The organism is Methylocystis sp. JR02, from assembly GCF_030063565.1.
Lineage (GTDB): Bacteria > Pseudomonadota > Alphaproteobacteria > Rhizobiales > Beijerinckiaceae > Methylocystis > Methylocystis iwaonis.
Genome location: NZ_JASIRC010000001.1, coordinates 2611730 through 2635000 on the forward strand (window position 1 = coordinate 2611730; position 23271 = coordinate 2635000).

The window sequence follows — 23271 nt, forward strand, 5'->3', positions numbered from 1 at the left end:
TTCCGAAACATCTCGGTCGTTGCGCTTCATCAAATGTATACAGCGCAGCTTTCGCGAAGCTGGACCCTACCAGGGGCTCCGACGCCGCTTTGGCCCGGTCGCGAAGACATGGCCTCGCGCGGGCGCACTGCGCAAAGTTGATAGACTTCAGCGGAAAAGAATGCGCTCTGCGGGTTTTCTCATCGCTCGCACTATTCCGTGCGCGCAAAGCGCGCCAGGTGGAGAACGCCCTCACCCTCCTCCACGATTGATCCGCTCCGCCAATTCTTCGAGCGCCACAACGGCTGGCGGGTCTTTAGGAGCTTGCCGCAGGGCGTCATATACGACCGGCGAGAGGACGACCGCGCGATCGAGCTCGGCGTCCACGCCAGCGTGATACCCGCCGAGCATGCGCAGATCGCGCGTTTCCTCGAATTTCGCGAGCATGGATTTCAGCCTCATCACCATCTCGCGTTCGTCTGACGTCCAGACGCGATCGGCAAGGCGAGAGATGGATTTGAGAAGGTTTATCGCCGGATAGCGGCCCTGTTCGGCTATTTCTCGGTCGAGAACAATATGCCCATCGAGCGTGCCTCGAATGCAATCGGCGATAGGATCATTATGGTTGTCGCCGTCCACGAGGACGGAATAAATTCCCGTCACGGCGCCCACGCCATCTTCGCCGGGCCCCGCGCGTTCGAGCAAGCGCGGCAGGTCGGCAAAAACGCTTGGCGTGTAGCCGTTGGCGACAGGCGGCTCGCCCGACGCCAACGCCACTTCGCGCGCGGCGTGGGCATAGCGCGTCACCGAGTCGACGATCAAAACCACAGAGGCGCCCGCGTCTCGGAAAAACTCGGCGATCGTAGTGGCGGTCAGCGGGGCCATTCGCCGCATCATCGGGCTTTCGTCGGCGGTGGCGACGATCGTGACGACGCCGCCGGGGTTGGCGGAAATCACCGTGTCCACGAAATCGCGCACTTCGCGTCCGCGCTCGCCGACCAGACAAATCACCGCGACAGAAAAACCACCCGCCCGGGACAGCATTTCCAGCAAAGTGGATTTGCCAACCCCCGAACCCGCGAAGATGCCGATCCTTTGACCCTCACAGATCGGCGTGAATGCGTCGATCGCCCGGACGCCTGTACGCAATGGTTTCGTGATCGGCGTTCTGCGCATTGCCGCCGGCGGGGGCGCATCCAGGTAATAGGGCTTCAGGCCGGCAGAGACAGGCCCTTGCCCATCGACCGGCCGGCCGAAAGCGTCGAGAACCCTGCCCCTCCACGACTCATGCGGCAAGAGTTCGATCGGACCGACGAAGCGCACTTTCGAACCTAGCCCGACAGGGGAATTATTTTCGAAAGCCTTGACGATGACGCCATTCTGGTCGATTCGCACGACTTGGGCGAGCGTCTCGCCGCGCGCGGTTTCCACGCCAACGCAGTCGCCGAGCTTAACGAATTTCGAGAGCCCGGCCGTTCTGAAGTAAGTCGGCGTCACCTCCACCACCGCGCCAGAGATGGCGATCTGACGCTCCGTGCGAGCGAAAAGCTCGGCCGAACGCTGCAATTGCGCGAGTTTGGACATGCCGGCGCCTCAGGCGCCGCCGAGCGTGCGAATAGCGTTTTGCTGGGCCGAATCCAGCGTGTCGTACATGGAGGTCACATTATCGAATGATCGAGAGGTGGCGATAAGTTTTGTCAATTCCGTTATCGGATTGACATTGGCGCCCTCGAGAAACCCTTGCGACACGCCATTGACGGAAAATTCGAGAATAGGCGTCGCCGGCGTTGACGGTATCACGCTGGAGTTCGGGCCCCTTGTCAGAGCGGCGCTGGGATCTATCGAGAACAGGCCCAGGGCGCCAACCTGATTGGCCCCCTGGCTGATCATGCCATCGCGGAAGATCATCGGCGGGCCCTGCGTCGGATCGAGGACGATCGGCGCATTGCCCGCGTCCAGGACTGGAAATCCTTCGATCGTCTGGAGCTCGCCCGTTTGCAGCATCTTCAGGCGGCCATCCCGAGTGTAGGCGACGCCATTAGGGGTTCGGATCGCCAGCCAACCGGATCCTTGCACGGCGACATCGAGCGGATTGTCGGTCTTTGTGACGGGACCCTGCACCGTCGAGATGAAATCCTTCCCGGTGGAAGCATAAGCAGTTTGCGCGGGGCCCGATTTGGAGAGAGCCGTCTCGAAAGAAACGCCCGCTGCACGAAATCCAACAGTATTCGCGTTGGCGACATTCATGGCAATCGTCGACATGCGCTTGTCCAGAGCGAGCTGTGACGACAAAGACACATAATAAGACGAAAGCATTCTTGGTTCTCTTCTCGGGAACGCCGCAGGGATTCGCTCGAAAGATAACGAGCCCGCCTTACGCGAAGCTGCATTTAGCAGGCGGGGCCGCCGCCAGTAATGGCAAGCCTTGACTTAGGTCTTAGCCGTTGACGACCCTCTGGGGTTACGACTACACCCAGTAGAGGGGTCGATTCGCATGAACTGCCCGACATGCTCGCCCATCCGCCGGGAGACGCCGAATGTTAATCATTGTGGATGAAAGGGAAATAGTAACGAGTGCGTATACTAGTCGGTTTGGTCAAGAGGGTGTGTTCTCTACGGGGTTTGGCTTCGAGCAGTTCTTGGAGTGGGTCGACTCGGCTCGTGAAAAGGACTTGCAGGCAGTTGAGGCGTTTTTGATTGGCGATTGCCCGGATCGGGAAGAACTCCCGCGGGTTATCCGGCGGCATTCCCAGGCTCCCGTCATCGCGATGAACGACACGCTATCGTTGGAACAAACACTGGGCCTGTTCAGCGCCGGCGTCGACGACGTTGTCCGCAAGCCGATTCATGTGCGCGAAATACTTGCGCGTGTTCACGCTATCCGGCGACGCGCCGAAGCCCGGCAAGACTATGCGACATTCGACCGCATCCAAGTCTTCTTCGACGGCCGCGATCCGGTGATCGACGGCGAGCCCTTCCCGCTGCCGCGCCGGGAAAGGCGCGTTCTGGAATTGCTCGTTTTGAACAAGCGCCGGCGGCTGACGAAGACTCAAGTATTCAACGCCGTCTACGGCCTCTTCGACGAGGAAGTGGAAGAAACGGTGATCGAAAGCCACATCAGCAAGCTGCGCAAAAAGCTGCGAAAGCAACTGGGGTATGACCCGATCGACTCGCAGCGGTTCCTTGGATACCTTCTAGTTTCACAAACGGAAGCCACGGGCAAATAAAGCCAGAAAAATCCCCGAATGAGGACGCTCTCGTTGCGTCCTCCGGGCGCGTGGCCACCACTGAAAGCCGGCCAAGGCGCAAAACTTAGAGCGCATTCCGCAAAAGTTGATAGACTTTTGTGAAGAGAATGCGCTCCAGCTTTTTGAATCTGCGCGCATTCATCGCTTGCACGATTCTATGCGAGCGGAAAGCGCGCTAGAGATATTTCGTAAGGCTCAACTGTTGAATTCGGGCCGTCAGCGAATAGGACGTTTCGATCTGAGTCATCAAATTGGTGACCGTGACAGAGGCCAGCGAAGGATCGACGCCCTCCAACGCGCCGATCTGGGCGCTCAATAGATCCTTCTGAGTCGCCATGTTATCCAGAGCGCTTTTGACGTCGGCCTGCATGACCCCGACTTTTTCCTGTAAATTTGTAAGCCCCGATACGCCTTGATCGATGGCGTTCGTCGCCGCCGTAACGACAGCCTGGAAAGTATCCTTGCTCAGATTGCTCGCGCCGAGACTGGTCAGCATCGTATAGCCGGCCGCAAGCTTCTGGAACGACGCGTCATTCGCCGTAACGGAAGTGGCGCTCGTGCGGGTGATCGATATGCGATTTTGCAGCGGCGAGCTCGACGCCGAGGACCAGTCCGTGGTCCAGCTCGCCGGTGAAAACAAAGCGGCCATAGGACCGGAAATAAAGGCGTCCATCTGGGACGCCGTTATCGTGGAGACAAGCGGATCCGAGGGCGGAAAGCCAAAATTACTGGTAAAAGCGGCGTCGAGGGCAGCTTTTGCTGCGCTCGGCGGCGCCGATGCGGTATCCGTAATCGGCGCCGTGTCCCCCTTGACGCCGCCAAAGACAAACACGCCGCCGCTCGAAGCGTTCAAGCCCGACATCATGGCGCCGAGTGCGGTTTGCGCCTGCTGAATGATCGCGCCCCTGTTGCCGATGCCGTTTTGAGCCGTCATCAGCGCGCTTCGCATGGCTTGCGCGTCTGTCGAGAGCTTCTGCAACGACGTCTGCGTAATCTCGAGGCGAGAAGCAACCACATTGTTGCTTGCAGTGATTGCGTCGATGTCGCTTACGCTGAGATGCAGGAGGGAATCCCGCGTCTGCTGAGAACCGATCGCCACGCTCATATCGGCGTGCTGCCCGGTCGACAGTTCTTTCTGAGCGATCGACAGGCGCTTTTGAAGATCGACAATCGAATTGCTCAAGGCGTTCGACATTGCCGAAGTGGAAACGGATGAGATCATCGATCTGCGCTCACGGTCTGATGGCGTTGAACAGGGCTGTATAGAGGGCGTCGATCGACGAAATCAGTTTCGCCGTCGCCTGGTAGGAATTCTCCAGCTCGAGCATTTTGGCCATCTGGCTGTCGAGATTCACGCCGACCGCATTCGACAGAGCCTGGGTGCTCTGGCTGAGCATGGCGCTCTGATAGGTATCGGCGCTGTGGGCCTGCTGCTTTTGCGCAGAGAGCCAGCCATCGGAGGCGCTCGCAAAGGCGGTCAGCGACGTATTCGTATTGAGGCCAGCCGCGGGATCGAAAGATTGAGTCGCAGACAGCGACGAGATCATCTGCTCGATACGGGCAGTATAGAGCGCGCCCCCGGAGGTGTTGTAGGTATAGGCAGGATTTCCGGGATCCGAGATTCCACCGTCGCGCAAGCGCGTCGGATCGCCGCCTTGGCTGGGGTCGGCGTTGGCGTTGACTTGAATTTGCCCAGCGAGGCCAGAAACCATGGCGCCGGGTATGCTCGTCGCGCCGGGATAAGTGAACAGCCCAGGGAGCGTCGGCGCGCCGCCACCGGTCTGATCGCTCTCGGAAAAGGCCGAAACAAGCCCACGCGCAATCTCGTCGAGCTGGTTCTGATATGCTGGCGCGATAGAGTCCCGCAACTGCGTCAAACCCGCGAGCTTGCCGGAATGCACGCTTGTTGCGAAGGTGCTATTTCCCGTCACCTGCACGCCGTCAACATAGACGGCGTTTCCACTGGTGCCCGCCGTGAGCACGGGATTGGGCTGGAACGTCACCGCGCGCGGAGCCGTCTCGAACAGCGTCACGCCGCTGTCCGTGAAGATCATCATATCGTTGTTGGGGCGCGTGACCGTCGTTATGCCAATCTCGGAGGAGAGCTGCGTAAGGAGAGAGTCTCTCTGGTCGAGGAGATCTGTGATGTCCCTCTTGGCGCCCGCGCCCGCGACAATCGCGTTGTTGACCTGCTCGAACTTGCTCAGAATCGAATTGATGTTCGTGACCGAGTCTTCGATCTGTTGATCGGCGTTCCGGCGCACATTCTGAACCGTGGTCGTCGCCTGGTTCAAGGAATTGGCCAGGTCCTTTGCTGCGGTCACGGCGCCCGCCGCCGCCGTCGGATCGGAGGGCGCGGCGTCATAGCTCTGCAAGGCGCTTGAAAGCTTCCCCATGAAGAAAGACGGAGAAGAACTGTTGCCGTCGCTGTCGGTAGCCAGCAATTGGGCGATGGAGGAGACGCCGTCATAGACAGCGGACGCCTGAGCGCCGCCGGACGTCGATTGAAGCTGGCTCTTGAATAATGCGGGATTCGTGATGCGCGCGACGCCATTGACCTCCGCCGAGCCCGCGGCGCCTGTGCTCGTCTGCGCGATTCGCGTCGAGTATCCCGGCGTGTTGGCGTTCGACACGTTGCGCGAGAGAATGCCGATCTCGTTCGAGATCGTCCCGAGCGAGGTGTTGGCGATCATTCCCGCGATCGAGAGGCTCATGAATTATCCCATTCGCTAAAAGAGCGGCTGCGCAGATCGACATATCTCGCGTGCGCGCCATCGAGGCGCAGGCCGCAAGAAACATCGCATCGGGTTTTGAATGAGCGGCGCTTATCGTCCGAGCGACTCATAAAAGGAGCCTGGAACGATGGCCGCCTTCATGGCGGCGCATGTGATCGAAGGCGAAGCAAGCGCGCTTCTCGACAACGATCTCCGCAAGCCCATTTAGGCGACGATCTCTTAATACTTTGTTTAACACAAAAAGGAGATTCTTCTATTCGCAATTGCTCGATTCTCGCGAGCTTTCGCGAAACTTGCGAGGGATCGGCGAAGAGCGAACTCAATCGTTCAACACGCCGCGACAGCGCGACGCCAGTAAACATCAATAGTGATTCTTTTGTCCTGAACCAGAGGCTGTGAGAGCCGCCATGCAACGACCCGCGTCTTCTTCCAATCAAAATTCGCTCGCGCCCAAGAAAAAAATTGCCAAGATCGGCCGCAGACAAACGCCGCTCGCGGAACGCGCTCTGCATGTTGCGACAGTCGCGCTCGCTGTCGGCGCGACAGCTTTCGCGGCGGAGATGATCAGCGCTTCCGATCGCATCCCTACTTTCGCCGGGGCGGAGCATTTGATGATCTTCGCACGGCCGTCCACCATCGCGGCTCGGCGCAATCAGGAAAATCCGGCGCTAGTCGTCGCGAACAAGAATGGCATCGATTACAGCCCGGTCGGAGGCGTCGGAAAAAACCCGGCGCCCGTGCGAAATGGTCCGATCGATTACAAGCTGATCGAGGCCGACCAGAATTGGGCTCTCATCCGCGATCCTCGCGGATCGATTATGCGCGTTTCGAAGGGAGAGTTCGTGACGGGTCTCGGCAAAATCGAGGACATTGTCAGGAAGAACGACCGCTGGACCGTAGTCACGCCGCGGGGCGTCATCGCAGAGAACTCGGCGTCAGGATCGAAAGAAAACTGAACAACGCTCGGACTTATCGGTCTGCCTCGTAAAAGTGCGCCGAAAACTGCCCCTTTCATAAAAACAGTGCATTGATATGATAAATATCAACAATTTCGCTTAAATTTACGGCGATTTGCACACTTATTTACTTGTTGGATACCAGTAGGTGTTTTTACCTAGATTAGGCATGACGCCTCCCTGCCGCCGAATGCAATCGGTTTCCGTTTACCAGCCGTGCGCAAGGACGCAGCGCGGCTTTCCCTTCATGTGGAAGAGGCGTTTATGGCCCAGTCTCCAGCCCCCCAGACCACCGTTTCGTCGATATCGATGGATGAACGCCTCACGTTCATTGGCATAGACGAGCGCTCGAAAACACGGTTGCGAGAGCTGAAGCCACTTTTGAGCGTCGCCCTCGACCAGGCTCTGACGGTCTTCTACGACAAGGTGCGCGCGACCCCGGAAACGCGGCAATTTTTCTCTGACAACCAGCATATGGCTGCCGCCAAAACCCGGCAGCAGCAGCACTGGGGTCTGATTGTCGAAGCGCAATTTGGCGACTCATACGCACAAGCCGTGCGCGCGGTCGGCAAGGCGCATGCGCGGTTGGGCCTGGAGCCGCGGTGGTATATCGGCGGATACGCCGTCATTCTGGAGCGGCTCATTCATGACGTCGTCAAGGACCGCTGGCCGAGGTTCGTTTTCCGCGGCCAGAATGTCGCCGAGGGCATGGCGGAAGCGATAACGAGCCTGGTGAAAGCGACCTTTCTCGACATGGATCTTTCCATTTCGGTCTATCTCGAAGAGCTGGAGGCAAGACGCCGCCAGCAAGAGGAGCTTCGCGCCGCCGAGGAAAAGAATCGCTCAGAGGCGCTGGCGGCGATGAGCTACGCGCTCGAGCAGCTCGCCAACGGAAATCTCGAAATCGGCATCGACGCCAATCTGTCGCCGGAGTTCGAGAAGATCAAAACCGAATTCAATCACACGGTCGAAAAACTGCGCGAAGCTTTCGGCGTAGTTTCGGCGTCGGTTTCGGTCATCGAAGGCGCGACCAACGAAATCGGCGCCGCGGCCGAAGATCTGTCTCGCCGCACGGAGTCTCAAGCCGCGGGGCTGGAAGAATCATCGGCGGCGCTCGCCGAAGTGACCACGACCGTCAAAGCAACGGCCGCCAGCACGCAGAACGCCAATCAGATCGTCGCGGCGACGAAGTCCGACGCAGAAAAGGGCGGTGAAATTATCGTCTCGGCCATCGACGCGATGGGCCAGATCGAAAAGGCCTCGAAAGACATCGGCCAAATCATCGGCGTCATCGACGAGATTGCCTTCCAAACGAATCTGCTTGCATTGAACGCTGGCGTCGAGGCCGCGCGCGCAGGCGAGGCCGGCAGGGGCTTCGCGGTGGTCGCCTCCGAAGTGCGCGCCCTCGCCCAGCGCTCCGCCGACGCCGCCAAGGAGATCAAGGGACTGATCGCCGCCTCCAATTCGGCGGTCGAACAGGGCGCCAATCTCGTCGGACAGACGGGCCGGGCTTTGAAGGCGATCGTGTCTCAGGTGGGCGAAGTCGCGACGGTGGTCGGCACGATCGCCGATGGCACGAGAGAGCAGGCATTGGCGCTGAGTCAGGTGACGGAAGCCATCAATCAGATGGACCAGATGACGCAGCATAACGCGGCCATGGTCGAGGAAACGACCGCCGCGACGAAAAACATGGGCCAGGAAACCGAACGGCTGGCGGCGGCCGTCCGGCGCTTCAACATCGGAAAGCCGATTGCGGCGCACGCCGCTCCCAGACCCCCGGCGCGCAAACCCGCTAAACCGGCGTTGAAGACGCGCGGCTCAGCGGCGCTCGCCGAACCCAAATACGAGGAAGAGAGCTGGGAAGAGTTCTGATCAAACCGGCGCGGTTTGAAGCGGAAACGAGCAAAGCCGTCTAAAAAAGGAAAGACCAGCGCACGGAGCTCCGCGCGCTGGTCTTTTTCTTTATCCGACTTTTTTCAAAAGTTGTCGCTCCGGGCAGACGGAAAGACGGACGGAGTATCCTCAGAGGCTGCGACTGCCTTGGTCTTCGATGGGGGTCTTTGATCGCTCACTTCGACGGACGGAACCATCAAGCGACTTTCGTCAAGCCACGCGCGTTGGCGGATTTATACGGGGTTTCCGTTTGAATAGCTCCGCATTGGGGGCTTGTTCCCGGCGGGCTGAAAGCCCGCTCGGGAATCCAGAACTCAAACAAAGGCGCCGGTTTTGCTCTGGATTCCCGATCGGTCGCTGCGCGCGCGTCGGGAATGACATTGAACCAATCAAAGCGGATGGCGTATTAAAACTCCGTCCAGTCCACCTCATCGGGCTCTTGAACGCGGAGCTTGCGCGCCGTCGCGCCCGAGACAACGGCATGGTCGCGCGCCCGCCTGTTCTCCCGGATCGCGGGCGCATGCGCGCTTTGATGCAGTCGGAAACTTCCAACCGAGCGCGCCAATTCATCCGCCTCGTGCCGGAGACTATGGCTCGCCGCCGTGGTCTCTTCCACCATGGCGGCGTTCCTCTGCGTATCCTGATCCATCTGTCCGACGGCGACATTGATCTGTCGGATTGCCGCGGCGCCTTCCGCGGCGCCGGCGGCGATCTCGGACACCATCGAGCTGATCGACACCACTTCCGAGGCGATGCGCTCCAAAGCGGCGCCAGTGGAGACGACGAGCTCGACCCCATCTGCGACCTCCGTCTTGGAGGATAGGATCAGTCCTTTTATTTCTTTCGCCGCTTCCGCCGATCGCTGTGCGAGCGCGCGCACTTCCGACGCGACAACAGCAAATCCCCTGCCCGCTTCGCCGGCTCTCGCGGCCTCGACGCCAGCGTTGAGCGCCAGCAGATTCGTTTGGAAGGAAATCTCGTCGATGAGCCCGATGATACTCGCGATATCGGTAGATGATTTCTCGATGCGCGCCATCGCCTCGGTCGCGCTTTGGACCACGGCGCCGCTGTTTTGCGCCTCCGATTTCGCGCGCGCGACAATATCCTGCGCGCGTTTCGCTGCGTCCGAGTTGCGGCTGACGGCGGTCATGACCTCCTGCAATGCAGCGGCGGTTTGCTCGAGACTTGCCGCCTGTTGCTCCGTGCGCCTCGACAGATCGTCCGCGGCCGAAGCGATTTCAGCGGTCGAGGAAGAGATAACTCCGGCGCCGTCGCGCACCTTCATGAGCGCCGATTCCAGCGCTTCCAGCGCGGAATTGAAATCCCCCGTCAAACGTCGATATGCCGCAGGGACCTCTTCGCTCAATCGGAAAGAGAGGTCGTGATCGGCGATTTTCGAAAGCCCTGCTCCCAGCGTCTCGATAAGAATTTCTTGTTCGGCGGCGACGGCCGCCCGCTCGGCGTCGCTGCGCGCGCGTTCCGCTTCCAGTATCGCCTGCTGTTCCGCCGCCTGATGCTGCGCCTGCAATCTCTCCTTGGCGATGAGGCGGAATTTTCGATAGACGATCCCAAGCCGGCCGATTTCGTCGATTCGACCGGCCTCATAGACGTCATAGTTGAGATCGCCTTCCACGAGGCGCGAGAAGGTGAATGTGATCCAGTCCAAGGGTTGCGTCACCCAGCGCCGCGCCAACCAGCAAGCCAGCGCCGCCGTCGCTATGATCGTCCCGATCGCCATGAGCGCGGCAATCTGCGCCCACGTGCGCAACGCCTCCAGAGCGAGGCCGGCGTTCGCCTTATTTCTGTCGATACGTTTGCGAAGCGCGTCGACTTCGCCCCTCGTATTGTCCACCGCCATCTGCACCGAAAGCGCAAGCTGGTCGAATTTCAGCTTTCCGTCAGCGGGCGCGGTGGCGTCGCTCGTCTTTGCGCTTTCGGCGGCTTTTGCGGCGAAAGCGTAGATGTTTTTTTCAGCCTGGGTCAGGACGCGGACAAGATCCGGACTGTCCAGAACCTTGGCGGCCTCCAAGGCGCCTTTGACGTGAAGGGAGAATCGCTTGGAATGCGCGCCGAAGTCCCGGAAAGCGTTCTCGAGCCCCTCCGGATGACGAGACGTCATGAAATCGACGAGGGAAAGCCGCGCCTGGGCGATGTCATATCTTGCGCTTTGCAGCATCTCGACGAGCTGCGCAAATAGCCTGTCGGTTTTCGCCTGGCTTTGCTCTCGGTCCGCGGAGGCCGTCGCTTCCTGCCTGAGGACAAGAAACGCATATGACGAAGCCGAAAGGTCGAGCAGCGCCATAACGAGGAAAAGCATGAGCGCCGCTCGCGAAAGAGTCCCCGCGAGTGATCGGCGCAAAGCGGAAAACAGGCCGGCGGCGTTAAAGGCCATAGTTGGCTTATCCTCATAGGAAGGCCTCCTTAGACGAAGGCGTCGGCCAGGTAGGAAAAGGCGGCTGGGGAAGACGCCACTGGATCGGCGTCGCGAAGAAGACGGCGCCACCGTCGTTATCCATCAGGCGTGCGCTTCGACGAAAGATTTGCCGTAAACGCCCGGCATTGATGCGCTTACGGGGAATAGGCGCGGATCCGCTGAGTCACGTTTTCCACCGGCCCCTCGACAATGCGCTTTTCGATCGCCTTCGCGGCAGAATCCGCGTCGCTCTGATTTTTATTCTCGACGGTCGGCGCGTCCGAGCCGTAAATCTCGGACATCTCGTCGATGAATTTCTTCATGGCCTGAACGGCCCGATACTCGGGCATCTTGCTCAATTCGTCGATCATCTGCTGACGCATCTGCTTCAACTGGGCGATCGTTTGCATAGGAGGACCCCTTCGAGAATCTGACAGCCAATCATACCGAAGGGCCCTCGCGCGAGGCTTACGCCGCAGCCGGACTTTAACTCCTCAGAGATTTTCTGGGCCTAGTGTCGATGCGCACGAGTTGGAGGAGTGGGCGCATGCCGTCTTTTGGGCATATCCGACAGAACGTCGAGAAACAGCGCTGCGCGACGGACCTCGACCGGGCCGGGCATTTCGCGGGGCTTTGGAACGCGAGCCTGGAGATTTTCGAGACGCGCGCCCCCTCCGGACGGATGGAGCAGGTTCAGTGGGTGCGCGCCCTTGGGAAAATAGCGACCGGTTTCGATGGGCCGCGGTCGGAAATGGAAGCAAAAGCGCGCAAAGACTTTCGGGCGCTATGCCGGCTGAATATGGCGGCGCTTCACGCGAGATTGCCAGAGGCGGCAGTCGGCTTGCGTCAAATGGCGCAAGCGACAGCGCTGGTTGTTCCCGATCGCGTGAGCGCGCATCTCATAGCGGACCAGATTGCGCGGAGTCTGGGCCCTCGCAAAACCGCGTGACCCCGAGCAGCGATTACGCGCTTTCGCACACCAGCCGCGCCAAAGCAAAACGCACCAGTTCCGACGCTGCTGCGTCGTCGATCAAATCCATCGCCTCGAAAAGGACGAGAATAGCGGCTTGCTTGCGATCGAGCGGCTCGGCGGCGGACCGAATCACGTCGCCAGGATTGCGCGTGGCGCGAAGCGCCCGAGTCTTACGCGTGGTCATGCGTCTCTCCTTATTCAATTACTCAACACGTTAACGATTAATTAACCAAGCTTGCGCGGACCTGTCGTCAAGACGATTCGTCCCAAGCGTGAAGGTTGCGACGCCCAGCTAGATACAGATCAACATTTTGATTTCATTGCATCTTCTAAGAGAACGCCGCACCACGGGCGGCTCGTTGGCGCGAGCCGCCGCGCGGTGCTAGTTTCCCCGCCAGAATGTCGAGAGGCATCGAAGCTCAAGGAGATGCGGCCCATGACCCTCCGTCTCGCCGTCACCGGCCTCAAAGGCCAGGTCGTCAGCGCTTTGATCGAGCGGGCGCCGAAGGACGTCGAGATTATCGCGCTGGGAAGACCGCAATTCGATCTCGAGATGCGCGCCGCCGTGCTCGCGAGCCTGCGCCACGCGCGTTGCAACGCAATCATTAACGCCGCTGCTTATACAGCCGTCGACAAGGCGGAGAGCGAGCCCGATCTCGCGATGCGGATCAATGGCGAGGGGGCAGGCCATGTCGCAGAGGCCGCCGCGGAGCTTAGCGTCCCCTTGCTGCATCTCTCGACCGATTATGTCTTCGACGGCGCGCTCGGCCGGCCCTATCGTGAGGACGATCCAACCGGGCCAACGGGCGCCTATGGGCGCTCCAAGCTCCTGGGCGAAGAAAAGATCGCCGCGACTCACGGCGACCACGCCATCTTGCGCACGGCATGGGTTTACAGCCCCTTTGGCGCGAATTTCGTGAAAACCATGCTGCGCCTGGGCGAATCGCGCGACGAGATCAGCGTTGTCGCGGATCAGTTGGGGAATCCCACGAGCGCTATCGACATCGCCGACGCGCTGGTCCTCATCGCACGCCGCCTTGTCAGCGACAATTCGACGTCCTTACGCGGGATATTCCATCTCACCGGCCAGGGCGACGCGAGCTGGGCCGATATGGCGGAGGCGACCTTTGCCGTCGCCGAGAAGCACGGCCGCAAGCCTGTGCGGGTCGCGCGAATCACAACCGCCGATTACCCGACGCCCGCGCGCCGACCGGCGAATTCGCGACTCGACAATGAGAAGCTCGCCGCCCGTTATGGCGTAACCCTGCCGCCCTGGCGCGAGTCCCTCGAAAATTGCGTCGCCCGCCTGCTGCGAACGCCGTAACAATCATACCCGCAATGCCCGCAGTCGCTCGGCAAAGGCGGGGATTTCGAAAGGCTGCTTGATCTCCACCACTGCTTTCGGGGTAACGCGTCCCGTCGCCTCCCCGATACGTGGCTCCGCCTGCGCGACCGCAGCCTCTATGGCGTCCGCCAGGGACGCTGGCTCGAGCAAATCGAGCGAGACGATGTTGTCGAAACGGCTCTCGAGGTTCTTGCCCTCGAAGGAATTGGTGATGGTGAGCAGACCGGCCTCGGCCATCTCGAGCGGCGGATAGCTTGGATGTGGCGAGAGCATCAGCGACACACCAACGCTCGCACGACTGAGATAGCCCGCATAATCCTCCAGGCTCGCCTTGCCGCCGACTGTGGCGTTCTGCACGGGATAAAGCTGCGTCTCAGGGAACTCCTCGCCAAGGAAGAGTATGCGCCAACGGCTGGCGCGAACCGGATCGCGTTGCTGCCATCTGAAGAGGGCGTCGCAGATCAACTCAAATGCATTCCGGAACACGTGCGGCCGGCCATATATAAGCATCAGCCGCTCACGCGGCGCCGGCCGCATGACGGCTGAGATGGCGGCGTTCATCTGATAAGGAACGCAGTAGGCCTCACGGAACGCGTATTTGCGTTGCATGACCGAGAAAAGCTCTTCCGAATTGATGATGGCGATCATGCGCGCGCCACGCCTATATGTCGCCTCGGCGAGGGCGTAGCGCGAGCTCCGGCCCTGGAAATAGGGCTCGTCGTCCTGGATGAGATAGACGAATGGCAAATCGCCTCCGAAGAGACGCGCTCGGTCGCGTTCGAGATCGAGCGCGAAAACCGCTGTCCACCACGCGGTCGCGATGAAAATATCATGCGCGCGAACATCGAGCCGGCTGCCATCGCGTTCGTAAGCGTCGACAATCAATCGGCGGCCGAGATCAAGACTCGCCGCATGTGGCACCGCCGTGTAGTCGGAGAGCCGTTCATATGCTTCGGGCTCTATGTCGGCGTCGGTCGCGATGATGCGACGGTCATAGTCATCGCCGAGCGCGTCGGCGAGTTCCGTGAAGAGCTTTATCGCCGTTGCGACGCCACCGAAAATCTGCTGCGGGTTGACCGTAGGGGTCAGGAGATTGAGCCGCGGCCGCGTGTTTCGTGACGGATAGGAGAGTAGCGCTTTCGTCTCGAAGACGCCGGAGTCCTGCGGCCGCAGCCCATTGTCGACATTGCCGAGGCAGGGCTGGAAGACCTTCAGCCGGTGCGTTGGCAGGTCGTCCGGACTTTGCACGGTCAAGAGCGTCTGCGGCATGGGGTAGAGGTCGCGGCGTGCGACCTTGAGCCATTCGAACCCCTGCGACTCGGCGATCATCAGCAGGCAGCGCTCGATCGCATGGGCGAGCGTGCCGTCGACATGGCCGCCTTCCTCGGGGAAATCCTCGAAACCAAGATCGAGGTCGAGCAGAGGGCGAAAGGCGGCGCTGCGACCCCAGAACATGGAGCCCGACGGAAACTCCAGCACCATGTTTTTATCGATCTCGACGCCCATTCGCTTCATCAGCCCGCGCGCGAGATCGTAATCATAGCCCCAGTTCAATATGCCGCGCAGCTCGAATAGATGTTGCGCAAAGACGACGCCGATCTTCGGATCGTCGAAAAGCGCGAGGTTCGAGCGCACGATCTCCGGCGAGCCGAGCAGATGGTCCAAGAGATAATCGCACCAGCGCGCCAGGGCCTCGCCGCCATGGGGCGATCGCTTAGTGTGGAGATGAATGAAGAGGTCGTAATTCGCATAGACGTCACGAAAGCCGAAGAATTTTGCGGCAATGTCGCGGCCCCTGTTCGGGGTGATGCGAATGTCCGTCTTCCCCTTCCGCCAACAGCGGCACGCTTCCTCGATCTCGCGCCTTTTTTCCTTGGTATCCGTTGAGACGAACAGATCTACCGAACCCGGAATATTCTCCAGCCTCTCCAGAACGAGCGGCAGAAGCTCCGGATAGAAGGCGTGGACAATCGCGGCGATCGCGCCTTGGCGCGCGCAGGGCTCGAAGGCGAAGGGAATCTCGAGGGCGAAATCCATTTCGTTCGAGGGCCTGCGGGAGGGCACGACGCCATCGGGCTTGGTGAGCTCATAGCTATGGTAATAAGTGATCGCCCGTTCACGGAGTGGATCGTTGATAGGGTTTCGGCGGCGACCCAGCGGCGGGTCATAGGTCGCGGCGGTCTGTCGAAGAACGGCGCCGATGGTCGTCCTCACGCCATGCTCGCGCAAGAAATGCGGCCCGTCGCGGAGAATATCCTTGGGAGCGAGAAAAACCCCCACCGACGAATCGATGAGCTTGGCAGCCTCCCGCATCGCCGCGCCATAAAGGGCAACGAGACCGCGGCTGGTCAAAATGACATAGCCGTTGCGCAAGTGCCTGCGGACTGCCTGAAAAGTCGTTTCTTGCTTCATGCCCTCTGTCTACTCTAGCTTTGGCGGCGATGGCCAGCGTAGAAGAGGGGAGCGGGCCGCCTTCGATTAGCCGAAAAGGGGGCTCAAATTGCTCAACTCGGAATCGCTTCGACCTTTGCCGCGACATGATCAAACTCGAGAATGTTTTCAAATATTACAGGTCGAGCGGGCATCGGAAGATCGTCCTCAATCACGTCACGTTGGATTTCAAGCCTGGGCGTAGCTATGGCGTTCTCGGCGTGAACGGCGCCGGCAAATCGACTTTGATCAGACTCTTGGCTGGAAACGAGCTGCCAAATGGCGGCCGCATCGTCCGTAACGCCCGAATTTCCTGGCCGCTCGGCTTCGCCGGCGTCATGCATCCGTTGATCAGCGGCCGGGAAAACGTCAAATTCATCGCGCGCGTCTACGGCCAGGACCCACGCAAAGTCATGAGCTTTGTCGAGGACTTCGCCGAAGTTGGGGCCTATATGGATGCGGCGGTCTCGACCTACTCGTCGGGCATGATGGCGCGTCTCGCTTTTGGCCTCTCGCTCGCAATCGATTTCGAGTGCTATCTGATCGACGAAGTGACGGCCGTCGGCGACGCGCGCTTCGCCGCGCGATGTAAGGAAGAGTTTTCCAGGCGGCGGAAAAAAGCCGACATCATCATGGTGTCGCATTCGATGTCGACCATCACGGAATATTGCGACCACGGGATCGTTCTGGCGGGCGGGCAGATGCATGTCTTCCGCAATGTCGACGACGCCATAGACCTGTATAAGAAGCTCAATGCCTGACCCTGCAATGACCAAAGGCGCCGCCGCTCGGCAAGTTGCCCTGCCCGGGCCCCGCGAACCCATAAGCCCCGACGAAGCCGGCCGGATTGCAACATCCATCTCTCGGGCCTTGCGCCGCGCGGCCAATCGCTCTCGTTCGCCGACAAGCATGATCGCAGGCGGCGGCGGCTTTGCCGCACGCCGTGGCGAAAGAGCTTTCCAGAAAGGGCTTTTGTTCAGCTTTGTCCTGCTGGTGCTGGCGCCGCTGCTCGGCGCGTCGCTCTATTGGGGCCTGATCGCGAGCAAACAATATGTGACGACGGCGAAATTCTCGCTTCAGTCCGCCGATAGCGCCTCGTGGACGGCGCTGGGGGTCAGCAGCCGGAATGAAAAACAGGTTCAAGAGTCTCAGGCCATCGCCAAATACATCACCAGCCGCGCCGTCATCGAGATTATCGACAAAAAGATCGGCCTAAAAAAAATGTTCTCCCGTCCCGACGTCGATTATCTCTCTCGATTCGACCCGGACGACCCCATCGAAAAGCTCGAGAAATATTGGAAAAAGAAGGTCGAGGCCACGGTCGACGTCATGTCCGGCATCATTGCGGTCGATGTCCGCGCCTTCACGCCGGAGGATTCCCTTCTCATCACTCGAAACATCGTGGAATTATCAGAGAGGCTCGTGAACGAGCTGTCGACGCGCTTGCGACAAGACGCGCTTTCGAAAGCCAGTTATGAGCTCAAGCGCGCCGAAGAGCGTGTGAAAGCCGCAACCGCCAGCCTACGCGACGCACGCAATGCCGAAGGCGTTCTCGATGCGACGTCCGAGGCGCAGGCGGTCAACAAAATCGTCACGCAGCTCAGACTCAATCTCGCACGCGCGGAAGAAAGCCTTGCCCTACAATCTGGCGCGGCTGCGACGGACTCTCCTCAAGTGAAGCTGCTGACAACGCGCATCGAGAATCTAAAAAAACAGATCGCGGACTACACGGCTCAGATTGCGAGTAAAGAGAACAGCAACTCAATGGCGGGGCACGCGGTGATCCTGTCCGAGCGCCAGGTTGATCTCGCTCTTGCGCAACAACAATATGCCTTGACCGCAACCGCCTATGAATCGGCGCGCATCGACGTCGACCGGCAGCAAACCTATCTGGCGCTTTTCCTCCGCCCGACGCTCGCCGAGAAATCGATTTATCCACGCCGCTGGCTCGAGTGGTCGATTATTGTTTTTCCATCGGCTCTGGGATGGGCGCTTCTGGCTGGCGTCGCTTTCCTCGTGCGAGACCATATGGCGCATTGAAGAAAGCCCGGTCGGCAAGTGTTGGCTTTCACCAGCGCCGGACGATCGTTGGTTCGCCCAGGCATCCCTCGCTATTGCCTGTCTCGCCGCCACCATGTGCTATCCGTTTGAACAGCTCGGCATGGGGATGTCATTCCCGGCGGGCTGAAAACCCGACCGGGAATCCAGGGCCACAAAAACGCTGATCGGCTCTGGATTTCCGATCGATCGTTCGAGCGAGCGGCGGGAATGATCGCATGCGGATATATTAAATCATCTGATCCTCAAAAAGCGCGACCATCAGCGAAACGATTGCCCAGACAACAAGCAGAGACACAAACATCAGCAACGTACTGCCGATGACTCTCGGATAAGTCGCGGATTCTGGCAGGCTCGGCGCGACGATCGTCACAAGATAAAGCTGCTGACGTTGGAGATCTTGTCGCGCTTGCTCATAGGCCGTCACCGAGATCGAATACATCCGCTCGGCAAATTGCTCTTCCAGCTTCACGCGCTCGTAACCGGCGATTTGAGACGAAACGGCGTCCGCGCCCTGGTCGTCCGTGAGCTTCTTTTTCAGTTCGGCCAGTTGCTTATCAATCGCGGCAAGACGCGTCTGCTGGAGGCGTTGGCTCGGCGCATCCGCGGATAGGGACGTAGAGGTCGTCGATAGGGCGTTCAAAAGATCGATGCGATCGAGCGTCAGCTTGCCGATCATTTCCCCCAGGCTGGTTGCCCGGGAGGCAGGATCAATGAGGAGATTCTGATTGCGAAATTGCAGAATTCTCTCACGCGCCTCCGCGAGCTTCTCACGCGAGAGCTTGACTTCGCTTTCGGCGCGCGCGAGCGCGTCGTTGCGGTTCCTGAGAGTTATCCGGTTGATGAGCTCTTCGCTCAGCCTGATGACGTCCTTGGTTAGATCCAGGGAATCATGTGGGTGAAAAGCATCGATCCGCAGAGTGAGGATGCCAGAGACGCCATCGACGCTCGCCTGTATATGGTTGAGCCAATATTTCCAGAGATCTTCGAGGTTGATATCGGAGGAAATCCGGGAGAAAAAATCCACGTCGGCCCCGCCGAATTTTTTCTCGAAATAGCTTTTGCCGCCGAGATCAAGCAAAATTGCCCGGCTCTTGATGTAATTCAGCACCATGTAGGAGTTCTGCGTATCTTTTGACGATCCCCCGGCGCCGCCTGTCATACTGGCCATGATCGATGCGGCGTCAGTCCCACGCGTTTCTTTCTTTTGCGCTTCTCTGACGGTGAGACGCGCCTCTGAAACATACTGATCGGATTGCCATAGGGCCGCATAGAACCAGTAGATTACGGTCGGCAGGATAACGAACACAAGGAAGCTTCGGCGCAGTAAACCGCCGCCCCTGGCGTTTGCAAAGGCCTCCGACACGAGGTCGACGCCCTGTGACAGGGCGGGAAGCTTGTTTTTGATCTCACCACCCAAATTCTGGAGATCTCTGCGCGGCAGGCGCCTCGCAACGACGTCACGCGCCTCCTTCATCCATCCCAACATTGGGGTCTTAGGGCGCATTTGTTTTGTCATCTCCAAGAGATTGCCGCCGATTCCAGCGCTGGCGGATATTGTACGGGCCGTGATGCATCACCATGAACGGGATGCAGGCGTCCAGAAAGGCCGAGGAAAATACGTGGCTAGCTGCTTTCGTGCAAGCAAGTCACGGCAGAGCCGGCTCGGCCGCATATAGCGATAGAGCGGGGTGAAAATATGGATCGTCACGAATAACTGCCCGCCAGCGTCCCATGAAAAAACGCCTTTCCTTGGCGTAAACCTTCTGAAGCCGCAGCCCGCCGCCACGGCTTGCGGATTGATGGTGCACGAGGACGGCCTCGGCATTGCAGATTGTCCGCCAGCCCCGCTCTCCCAGACGAAGGCAAAGATCGACATCGTTCAAGTCGATTGGCAGATTAACCGCGTCGAAACCGCCGACCGCCTCGAATTTGCGCCGTTCGACCATCAGACATGCGCCGGTGACCGCCGAAACCTCGTGGGGAACGCGATTTCGCTCCATCCACCCGGGCGCCTGAGCGTGTAGCCCGGCTCCAAAATGCCCTGCAACCCCGCCCATGCCGAGTAGAACGCCGACATGTTGTACCCGTTGATCGGGATAAAGAAGCTTCGCGCCCACCGCCCCAATGTCCTTCTGGATTGCGAAATAAAGCAGTCGTTCGATCCAGTCGGGCGTCATCACGCATGTGTCATTGTTCAAGAAAAGCAGGACATCGCCTTCGACGGCATTTGCGCCGGCGTTGCTCAGCGCAGAAAAGTTGAATGCGCCCGGCTGCTTGAGAATTGATAAGCGAGGCTCGGCAGCCTCCATTTGCGCCATCAGATCAAGGGTCCGCGGGTCGCGGCTATCATTATCGACAACCACCACCTTGTAGTTCGAGTAGCTTGTTCTGTTGAAAAGACTCTCCAGACAGACTTGCAGAAGGTCGGCGCGGTCTCTGGTTGGGATAACAACGCCCACGCAAGCCGATTGCCTTCCGTAAATCGCATCGGGAGCCTTCGCAGGACGAAACTTCCCGCCCGCGGGTGCGAGTCCAAAGAGCGGCCGCCTGATCGATCCAACTTTTGCCGTTTGTGCGCTCAATGCGTTGTCGAAGATCGCCTCTGCGCCATCGGATATCGTTAAGCCGGCGCTCGACGCGATGGAGCTCGCGAAAAAGGCGGATCTTCCGACGTAAGGCGCGAAGGCTTGCAGCGTCGGGCTCCAACCCGGCTTGAGAACAGGTCGTTGGCCCAGTTCATCCGCGTAAACGATCGTGTGGTCGGGGTAACGCTCGAGGTGGTGCGCACAGCTTTCGAGAGCGTTTCCAGCAAGAATATCGCCCGCATGCAAGGCGGTGAGGTAATCAGACGATAGGTGAGGCTCATCTCCCTCCATCATCTCGAAATCGGATTTATCGAGCCAGGCGGCGAGGGTTCGCTCCGCCATTGGATCCAGCGGCGCGCCGTGAAAGATCGTCCGCCAGTTTGCGTAGGATTGTCGCGCGATCGACGTGCAGGTTTTGTCGATCGCAGAGACGCTCGCCCCGGTGATATCGACGTATAATGAGAATGCGAGCTGACCACACCTTAGCTGGCGGCGGCTGTCGGTCCCCTCGCGTCGCCGGCGCCAGTTTTCGTAGTGCGAAAATGGTTCCGAGCCGAGGGCCCAACGCCAATTGAGCTCGGCTTCTTGCTCGAGGCCTACCATGCCCGCGGAGACTGCGAAGAACACCCGCTTCGGCGAATGGCGCGCTCGCTTCAGCAACTCGAGAAGATGCGGTTTCCTTATGTCGATAATTTCGAAGTCGAATCTACCTTTTCGATTCGTTGGACTGATCCAGACGCTGCTAAAATCGCGCGGGGTATGACCAAGCCATGCGCCGACGCCGTCGTACGGAGCGGGCAAGATGTGATCTCGGTAGTCTCCGTCTTTCAACCAGAAACGGAGAACGGGGCGAACCGGTGGGTCATAAGGGTCTGCGGCATAGCGCAGGGACAGAAACCTGCCACCGGAACGAGGGTCGACATCGGGAAGCCCGAGCCATGGTTCGGCGCTCGTCGCGTTGAGGAAGCCATCCTCCAAAACAACGTCCCTGCAAATGCGCAGAGGAATGGCCGAGGGCTTTAAGTCGGTTTTCAAGGGCGCCAGGGAGCTTTTTAGGGGGCGAGACGCGATGGCCGAACCTGGACAAAGCAGGATAATGGCAAAGAATTTCTTGCTGTCGCACTGGGTGCGACAGAACATCGGTTTACCCGGCCCCCCGCGATGCGTCAATAATTGCGATGCAAGGCCAAGAACGCAATTGAAGGATTTCTGAGTTGGGTTTTCGCCTACGGGCTTGGATGCGGGGGCAGGATTTGAACCTGCGACCTTCAGGTTATGAGCCTGACGAGCTACCGGGCTGCTCCACCCCGCGACAAGCGAGAAGCGCCGCTTTTTTGGAGCGGCGCTTTTGGTTTGGGATCGGAAGAGGAAGGAAGCGATGTGTTTGGCAGGCCTGGCGACGACCTACTCTCCCAGGTCTTGAGACATAGTACCATTGGCGCGGAAGCGTTTGACGGCCGAGTTCGGGATGGGATCGGGTCTGATCGCTTCGCCGAAGGCCACCAGGCCGGCGAAACACATCGAAGCAAACGGGCGCTGTGCGCTTTGTCTTTCCATCATCCATCTTCGCGTGTTCCCGAAAAGTGCGTAGCGGTTTTCGGATAAGAACACGCGCAAAAGATGGGCATTGATAAATGAGAGCGATCAAGCCAATCGAGCGATTAGTACCGGTAAGCTACGCAGGTCGCCCTGCTTCCACACCCGGCCTATCAACGTGGTCGTCTTCCACGGCTCTCGAGGGAGCACTGGTTTTGAGGTGGGTTTCCCGCTTAGATGCCTTCAGCGGTTATCCCGTCCATACATAGCTACCCTGCACTGCGGCTGGCGCCACAACAGGTCCACCAGAGGTATGTTCATCCCGGTCCTCTCGTACTAGGGACAAATCCTCTCAATACTCCTACACCCACGGCAGATAGGGACCGAACTGTCTCACGACGTTCTGAACCCAGCTCACGTACCACTTTAATCGGCGAACAGCCGAACCCTTGGGACCTTCTCCAGCCCCAGGATGTGATGAGCCGACATCGAGGTGCCAAACAACCCCGTCGATATGGACTCTTGGGGGTTATCAGCCTGTTATCCCCGGCGTACCTTTTATCCGTTGAGCGATGGCCCACCCACTCGGGACCACCGGATCACTATGACCGACTTTCGTCTCTGCTCGACTTGTCTGTCTCGCAGTCAGGCAGGCTTATGCCATTGCACTCGACGACCGATTTCCGACCGGTCTGAGCCCACCATCGCGCGCCTCCGTTACTCTTTGGGAGGCGACCGCCCCAGTCAAACTGCCTACCATGCATTGTCCCGGACCCGGATGACGGATCGCGGTTAGACATCCATGACGATAAGGGTGGTATTTCAAGGGTGGCTCCACACGAGCTGGCGCCCATGCTTCATAGCCTACCACCTATCCTACACATGCCGACACGAATGCCAATGCAAAGTTACAGTAAAGGTGCACGGGGTCTTTCCGTCTGACCGCAGGAACCCCGCATCTTCACGGGGAATTCAATTTCACTGAGCTGACGTTGGAGACAGCGGGGAAGTCATTACGCCATTCGTGCAGGTCGGAACTTACCCGACAAGGAATTTCGCTACCTTAGGACCGTTATATTTACGGCCGCCGTTTACCGGGGCTTCAATTCAAGGCGTG

Annotated in this window: 16 protein-coding genes, 1 tRNA gene and 2 rRNA genes (1 of these 19 running past the window's edge); 6 read left to right on the forward strand and 13 right to left on the reverse strand. The window is 59.3% G+C overall.

Annotation, left to right across the window (positions count from 1 at the left end; translation table 11 throughout):
• Positions 1 to 231: 231 nt before the first annotated feature.
• Together QNA11_RS12550 and flgF are read right to left on the reverse strand one after the other, a co-directional pair.
• On the reverse strand, positions 232 to 1563 hold the full coding sequence (locus QNA11_RS12550) for a FliI/YscN family ATPase (protein WP_283483293.1): 1332 nt from the start codon (positions 1561 to 1563) through the stop codon (positions 232 to 234).
• A 9-nt stretch (positions 1564 to 1572) separates the two neighbouring features.
• On the reverse strand, positions 1573 to 2295 hold the full coding sequence (flgF, locus tag QNA11_RS12555) for a flagellar basal-body rod protein FlgF (protein WP_202074109.1): 723 nt from the start codon (positions 2293 to 2295) through the stop codon (positions 1573 to 1575).
• Between the two features lie 221 nt (positions 2296 to 2516).
• Between flgF and QNA11_RS12560 the strand changes: the two genes are divergently transcribed.
• Positions 2517 to 3206 carry a response regulator transcription factor gene (locus tag QNA11_RS12560; protein ID WP_202074110.1) on the forward strand — a complete coding sequence of 230 codons (690 nt, stop codon included), beginning with the start codon at positions 2517 to 2519 and terminating at the stop codon, positions 3204 to 3206.
• 196 nt (positions 3207 to 3402) lie between these two features.
• Here QNA11_RS12560 and QNA11_RS12565 read toward each other — a convergent pair whose 3' ends face one another.
• Positions 3403 to 4449 (reverse strand): flagellar hook-associated family protein, encoded by a 1047-nt coding sequence (locus QNA11_RS12565; RefSeq protein ID WP_283483294.1) that lies wholly within the window; start codon positions 4447 to 4449, stop codon positions 3403 to 3405.
• Between the two features lie 10 nt (positions 4450 to 4459).
• Complete coding sequence (flgK, locus tag QNA11_RS12570) at positions 4460 to 5941, reverse strand: flagellar hook-associated protein FlgK (protein WP_283483295.1); 1482 nt, start codon at positions 5939 to 5941, stop codon at positions 4460 to 4462.
• Positions 5942 to 6369: 428 nt separating this feature from the next.
• Here flgK and QNA11_RS12575 point away from each other — a divergent pair, with 428 nt between their 5' ends.
• Both QNA11_RS12575 and QNA11_RS12580 read left to right on the forward strand, forming a co-directional pair.
• The gene (locus tag QNA11_RS12575; protein ID WP_283483296.1) at positions 6370 to 6918 is read left to right on the forward strand and encodes a hypothetical protein; all 549 of its coding nucleotides are present in this window, start codon (positions 6370 to 6372) and stop codon (positions 6916 to 6918) included.
• Between the two features lie 309 nt (positions 6919 to 7227).
• Positions 7228 to 8790 (forward strand): methyl-accepting chemotaxis protein, encoded by a 1563-nt coding sequence (locus QNA11_RS12580; RefSeq protein ID WP_283484212.1) that lies wholly within the window; start codon positions 7228 to 7230, stop codon positions 8788 to 8790.
• A gap of 427 nt (positions 8791 to 9217) precedes the next feature.
• On the opposite strand, the gene QNA11_RS12585 is transcribed toward QNA11_RS12580, so the two are convergent.
• The 3 genes from QNA11_RS12585 to QNA11_RS12595 all read right to left on the reverse strand — a co-directional run bounded on the left by QNA11_RS12585 (position 9218) and on the right by QNA11_RS12595 (position 12381).
• Positions 9218 to 11128: a methyl-accepting chemotaxis protein gene (locus tag QNA11_RS12585; protein WP_283483297.1), complete on the reverse strand. Its 1911-nt coding sequence runs from the start codon at positions 11126 to 11128 to the stop codon at positions 9218 to 9220.
• Between the two features lie 251 nt (positions 11129 to 11379).
• Positions 11380 to 11634 carry a hypothetical protein gene (locus tag QNA11_RS12590; RefSeq protein WP_202074115.1) on the reverse strand — a complete coding sequence of 85 codons (255 nt, stop codon included), beginning with the start codon at positions 11632 to 11634 and terminating at the stop codon, positions 11380 to 11382.
• 552 nt (positions 11635 to 12186) lie between these two features.
• Positions 12187 to 12381, reverse strand: coding sequence for a hypothetical protein (locus QNA11_RS12595; RefSeq protein WP_283483298.1), 195 nt, complete (start codon positions 12379 to 12381; stop codon positions 12187 to 12189).
• A 252-nt stretch (positions 12382 to 12633) separates the two neighbouring features.
• Between QNA11_RS12595 and rfbD the strand changes: the two genes are divergently transcribed.
• A complete protein-coding gene (gene rfbD / locus QNA11_RS12600) occupies positions 12634 to 13521 on the forward strand; it encodes a dTDP-4-dehydrorhamnose reductase (RefSeq protein ID WP_283483299.1) in 888 nt (295 codons plus the stop codon).
• Positions 13522 to 13524: 3 nt separating this feature from the next.
• Here rfbD and QNA11_RS12605 read toward each other — a convergent pair whose 3' ends face one another.
• Positions 13525 to 15954 carry a rhamnosyltransferase WsaF family glycosyltransferase gene (locus QNA11_RS12605; protein ID WP_283483300.1) on the reverse strand — a complete coding sequence of 810 codons (2430 nt, stop codon included), beginning with the start codon at positions 15952 to 15954 and terminating at the stop codon, positions 13525 to 13527.
• A 125-nt stretch (positions 15955 to 16079) separates the two neighbouring features.
• Here QNA11_RS12605 and QNA11_RS12610 point away from each other — a divergent pair, with 125 nt between their 5' ends.
• A complete protein-coding gene (locus QNA11_RS12610) occupies positions 16080 to 16733 on the forward strand; it encodes an ABC transporter ATP-binding protein (protein WP_202074119.1) in 654 nt (217 codons plus the stop codon).
• 211 nt (positions 16734 to 16944) lie between these two features.
• Positions 16945 to 18012 carry a KpsE/RkpR family capsule polysaccharide export protein gene (locus tag QNA11_RS12615; protein WP_283483301.1) on the forward strand — a complete coding sequence of 356 codons (1068 nt, stop codon included), beginning with the start codon at positions 16945 to 16947 and terminating at the stop codon, positions 18010 to 18012.
• Positions 18013 to 18259: 247 nt separating this feature from the next.
• Here the strand turns inward: QNA11_RS12615 and QNA11_RS12620 are convergent, their stop codons facing one another.
• The 5 genes from QNA11_RS12620 to QNA11_RS12640 form a co-directional block, all read right to left on the reverse strand.
• Positions 18260 to 19549: a KpsE/RkpR family capsule polysaccharide export protein gene (locus QNA11_RS12620; protein ID WP_283483302.1), complete on the reverse strand. Its 1290-nt coding sequence runs from the start codon at positions 19547 to 19549 to the stop codon at positions 18260 to 18262.
• 130 nt (positions 19550 to 19679) lie between these two features.
• Positions 19680 to 21758 carry a glycosyltransferase family 2 protein gene (locus QNA11_RS12625; RefSeq protein WP_283483303.1) on the reverse strand — a complete coding sequence of 693 codons (2079 nt, stop codon included), beginning with the start codon at positions 21756 to 21758 and terminating at the stop codon, positions 19680 to 19682.
• Positions 21759 to 21853: 95 nt separating this feature from the next.
• Positions 21854 to 21930, reverse strand: a tRNA-Met gene (locus QNA11_RS12630).
• Between the two features lie 79 nt (positions 21931 to 22009).
• Positions 22010 to 22125 (reverse strand): 5S ribosomal RNA (gene rrf / locus QNA11_RS12635).
• Between the two features lie 133 nt (positions 22126 to 22258).
• Positions 22259 to 23271, reverse strand: a 23S ribosomal RNA gene (locus QNA11_RS12640) (it continues 1927 nt past the right edge of the window).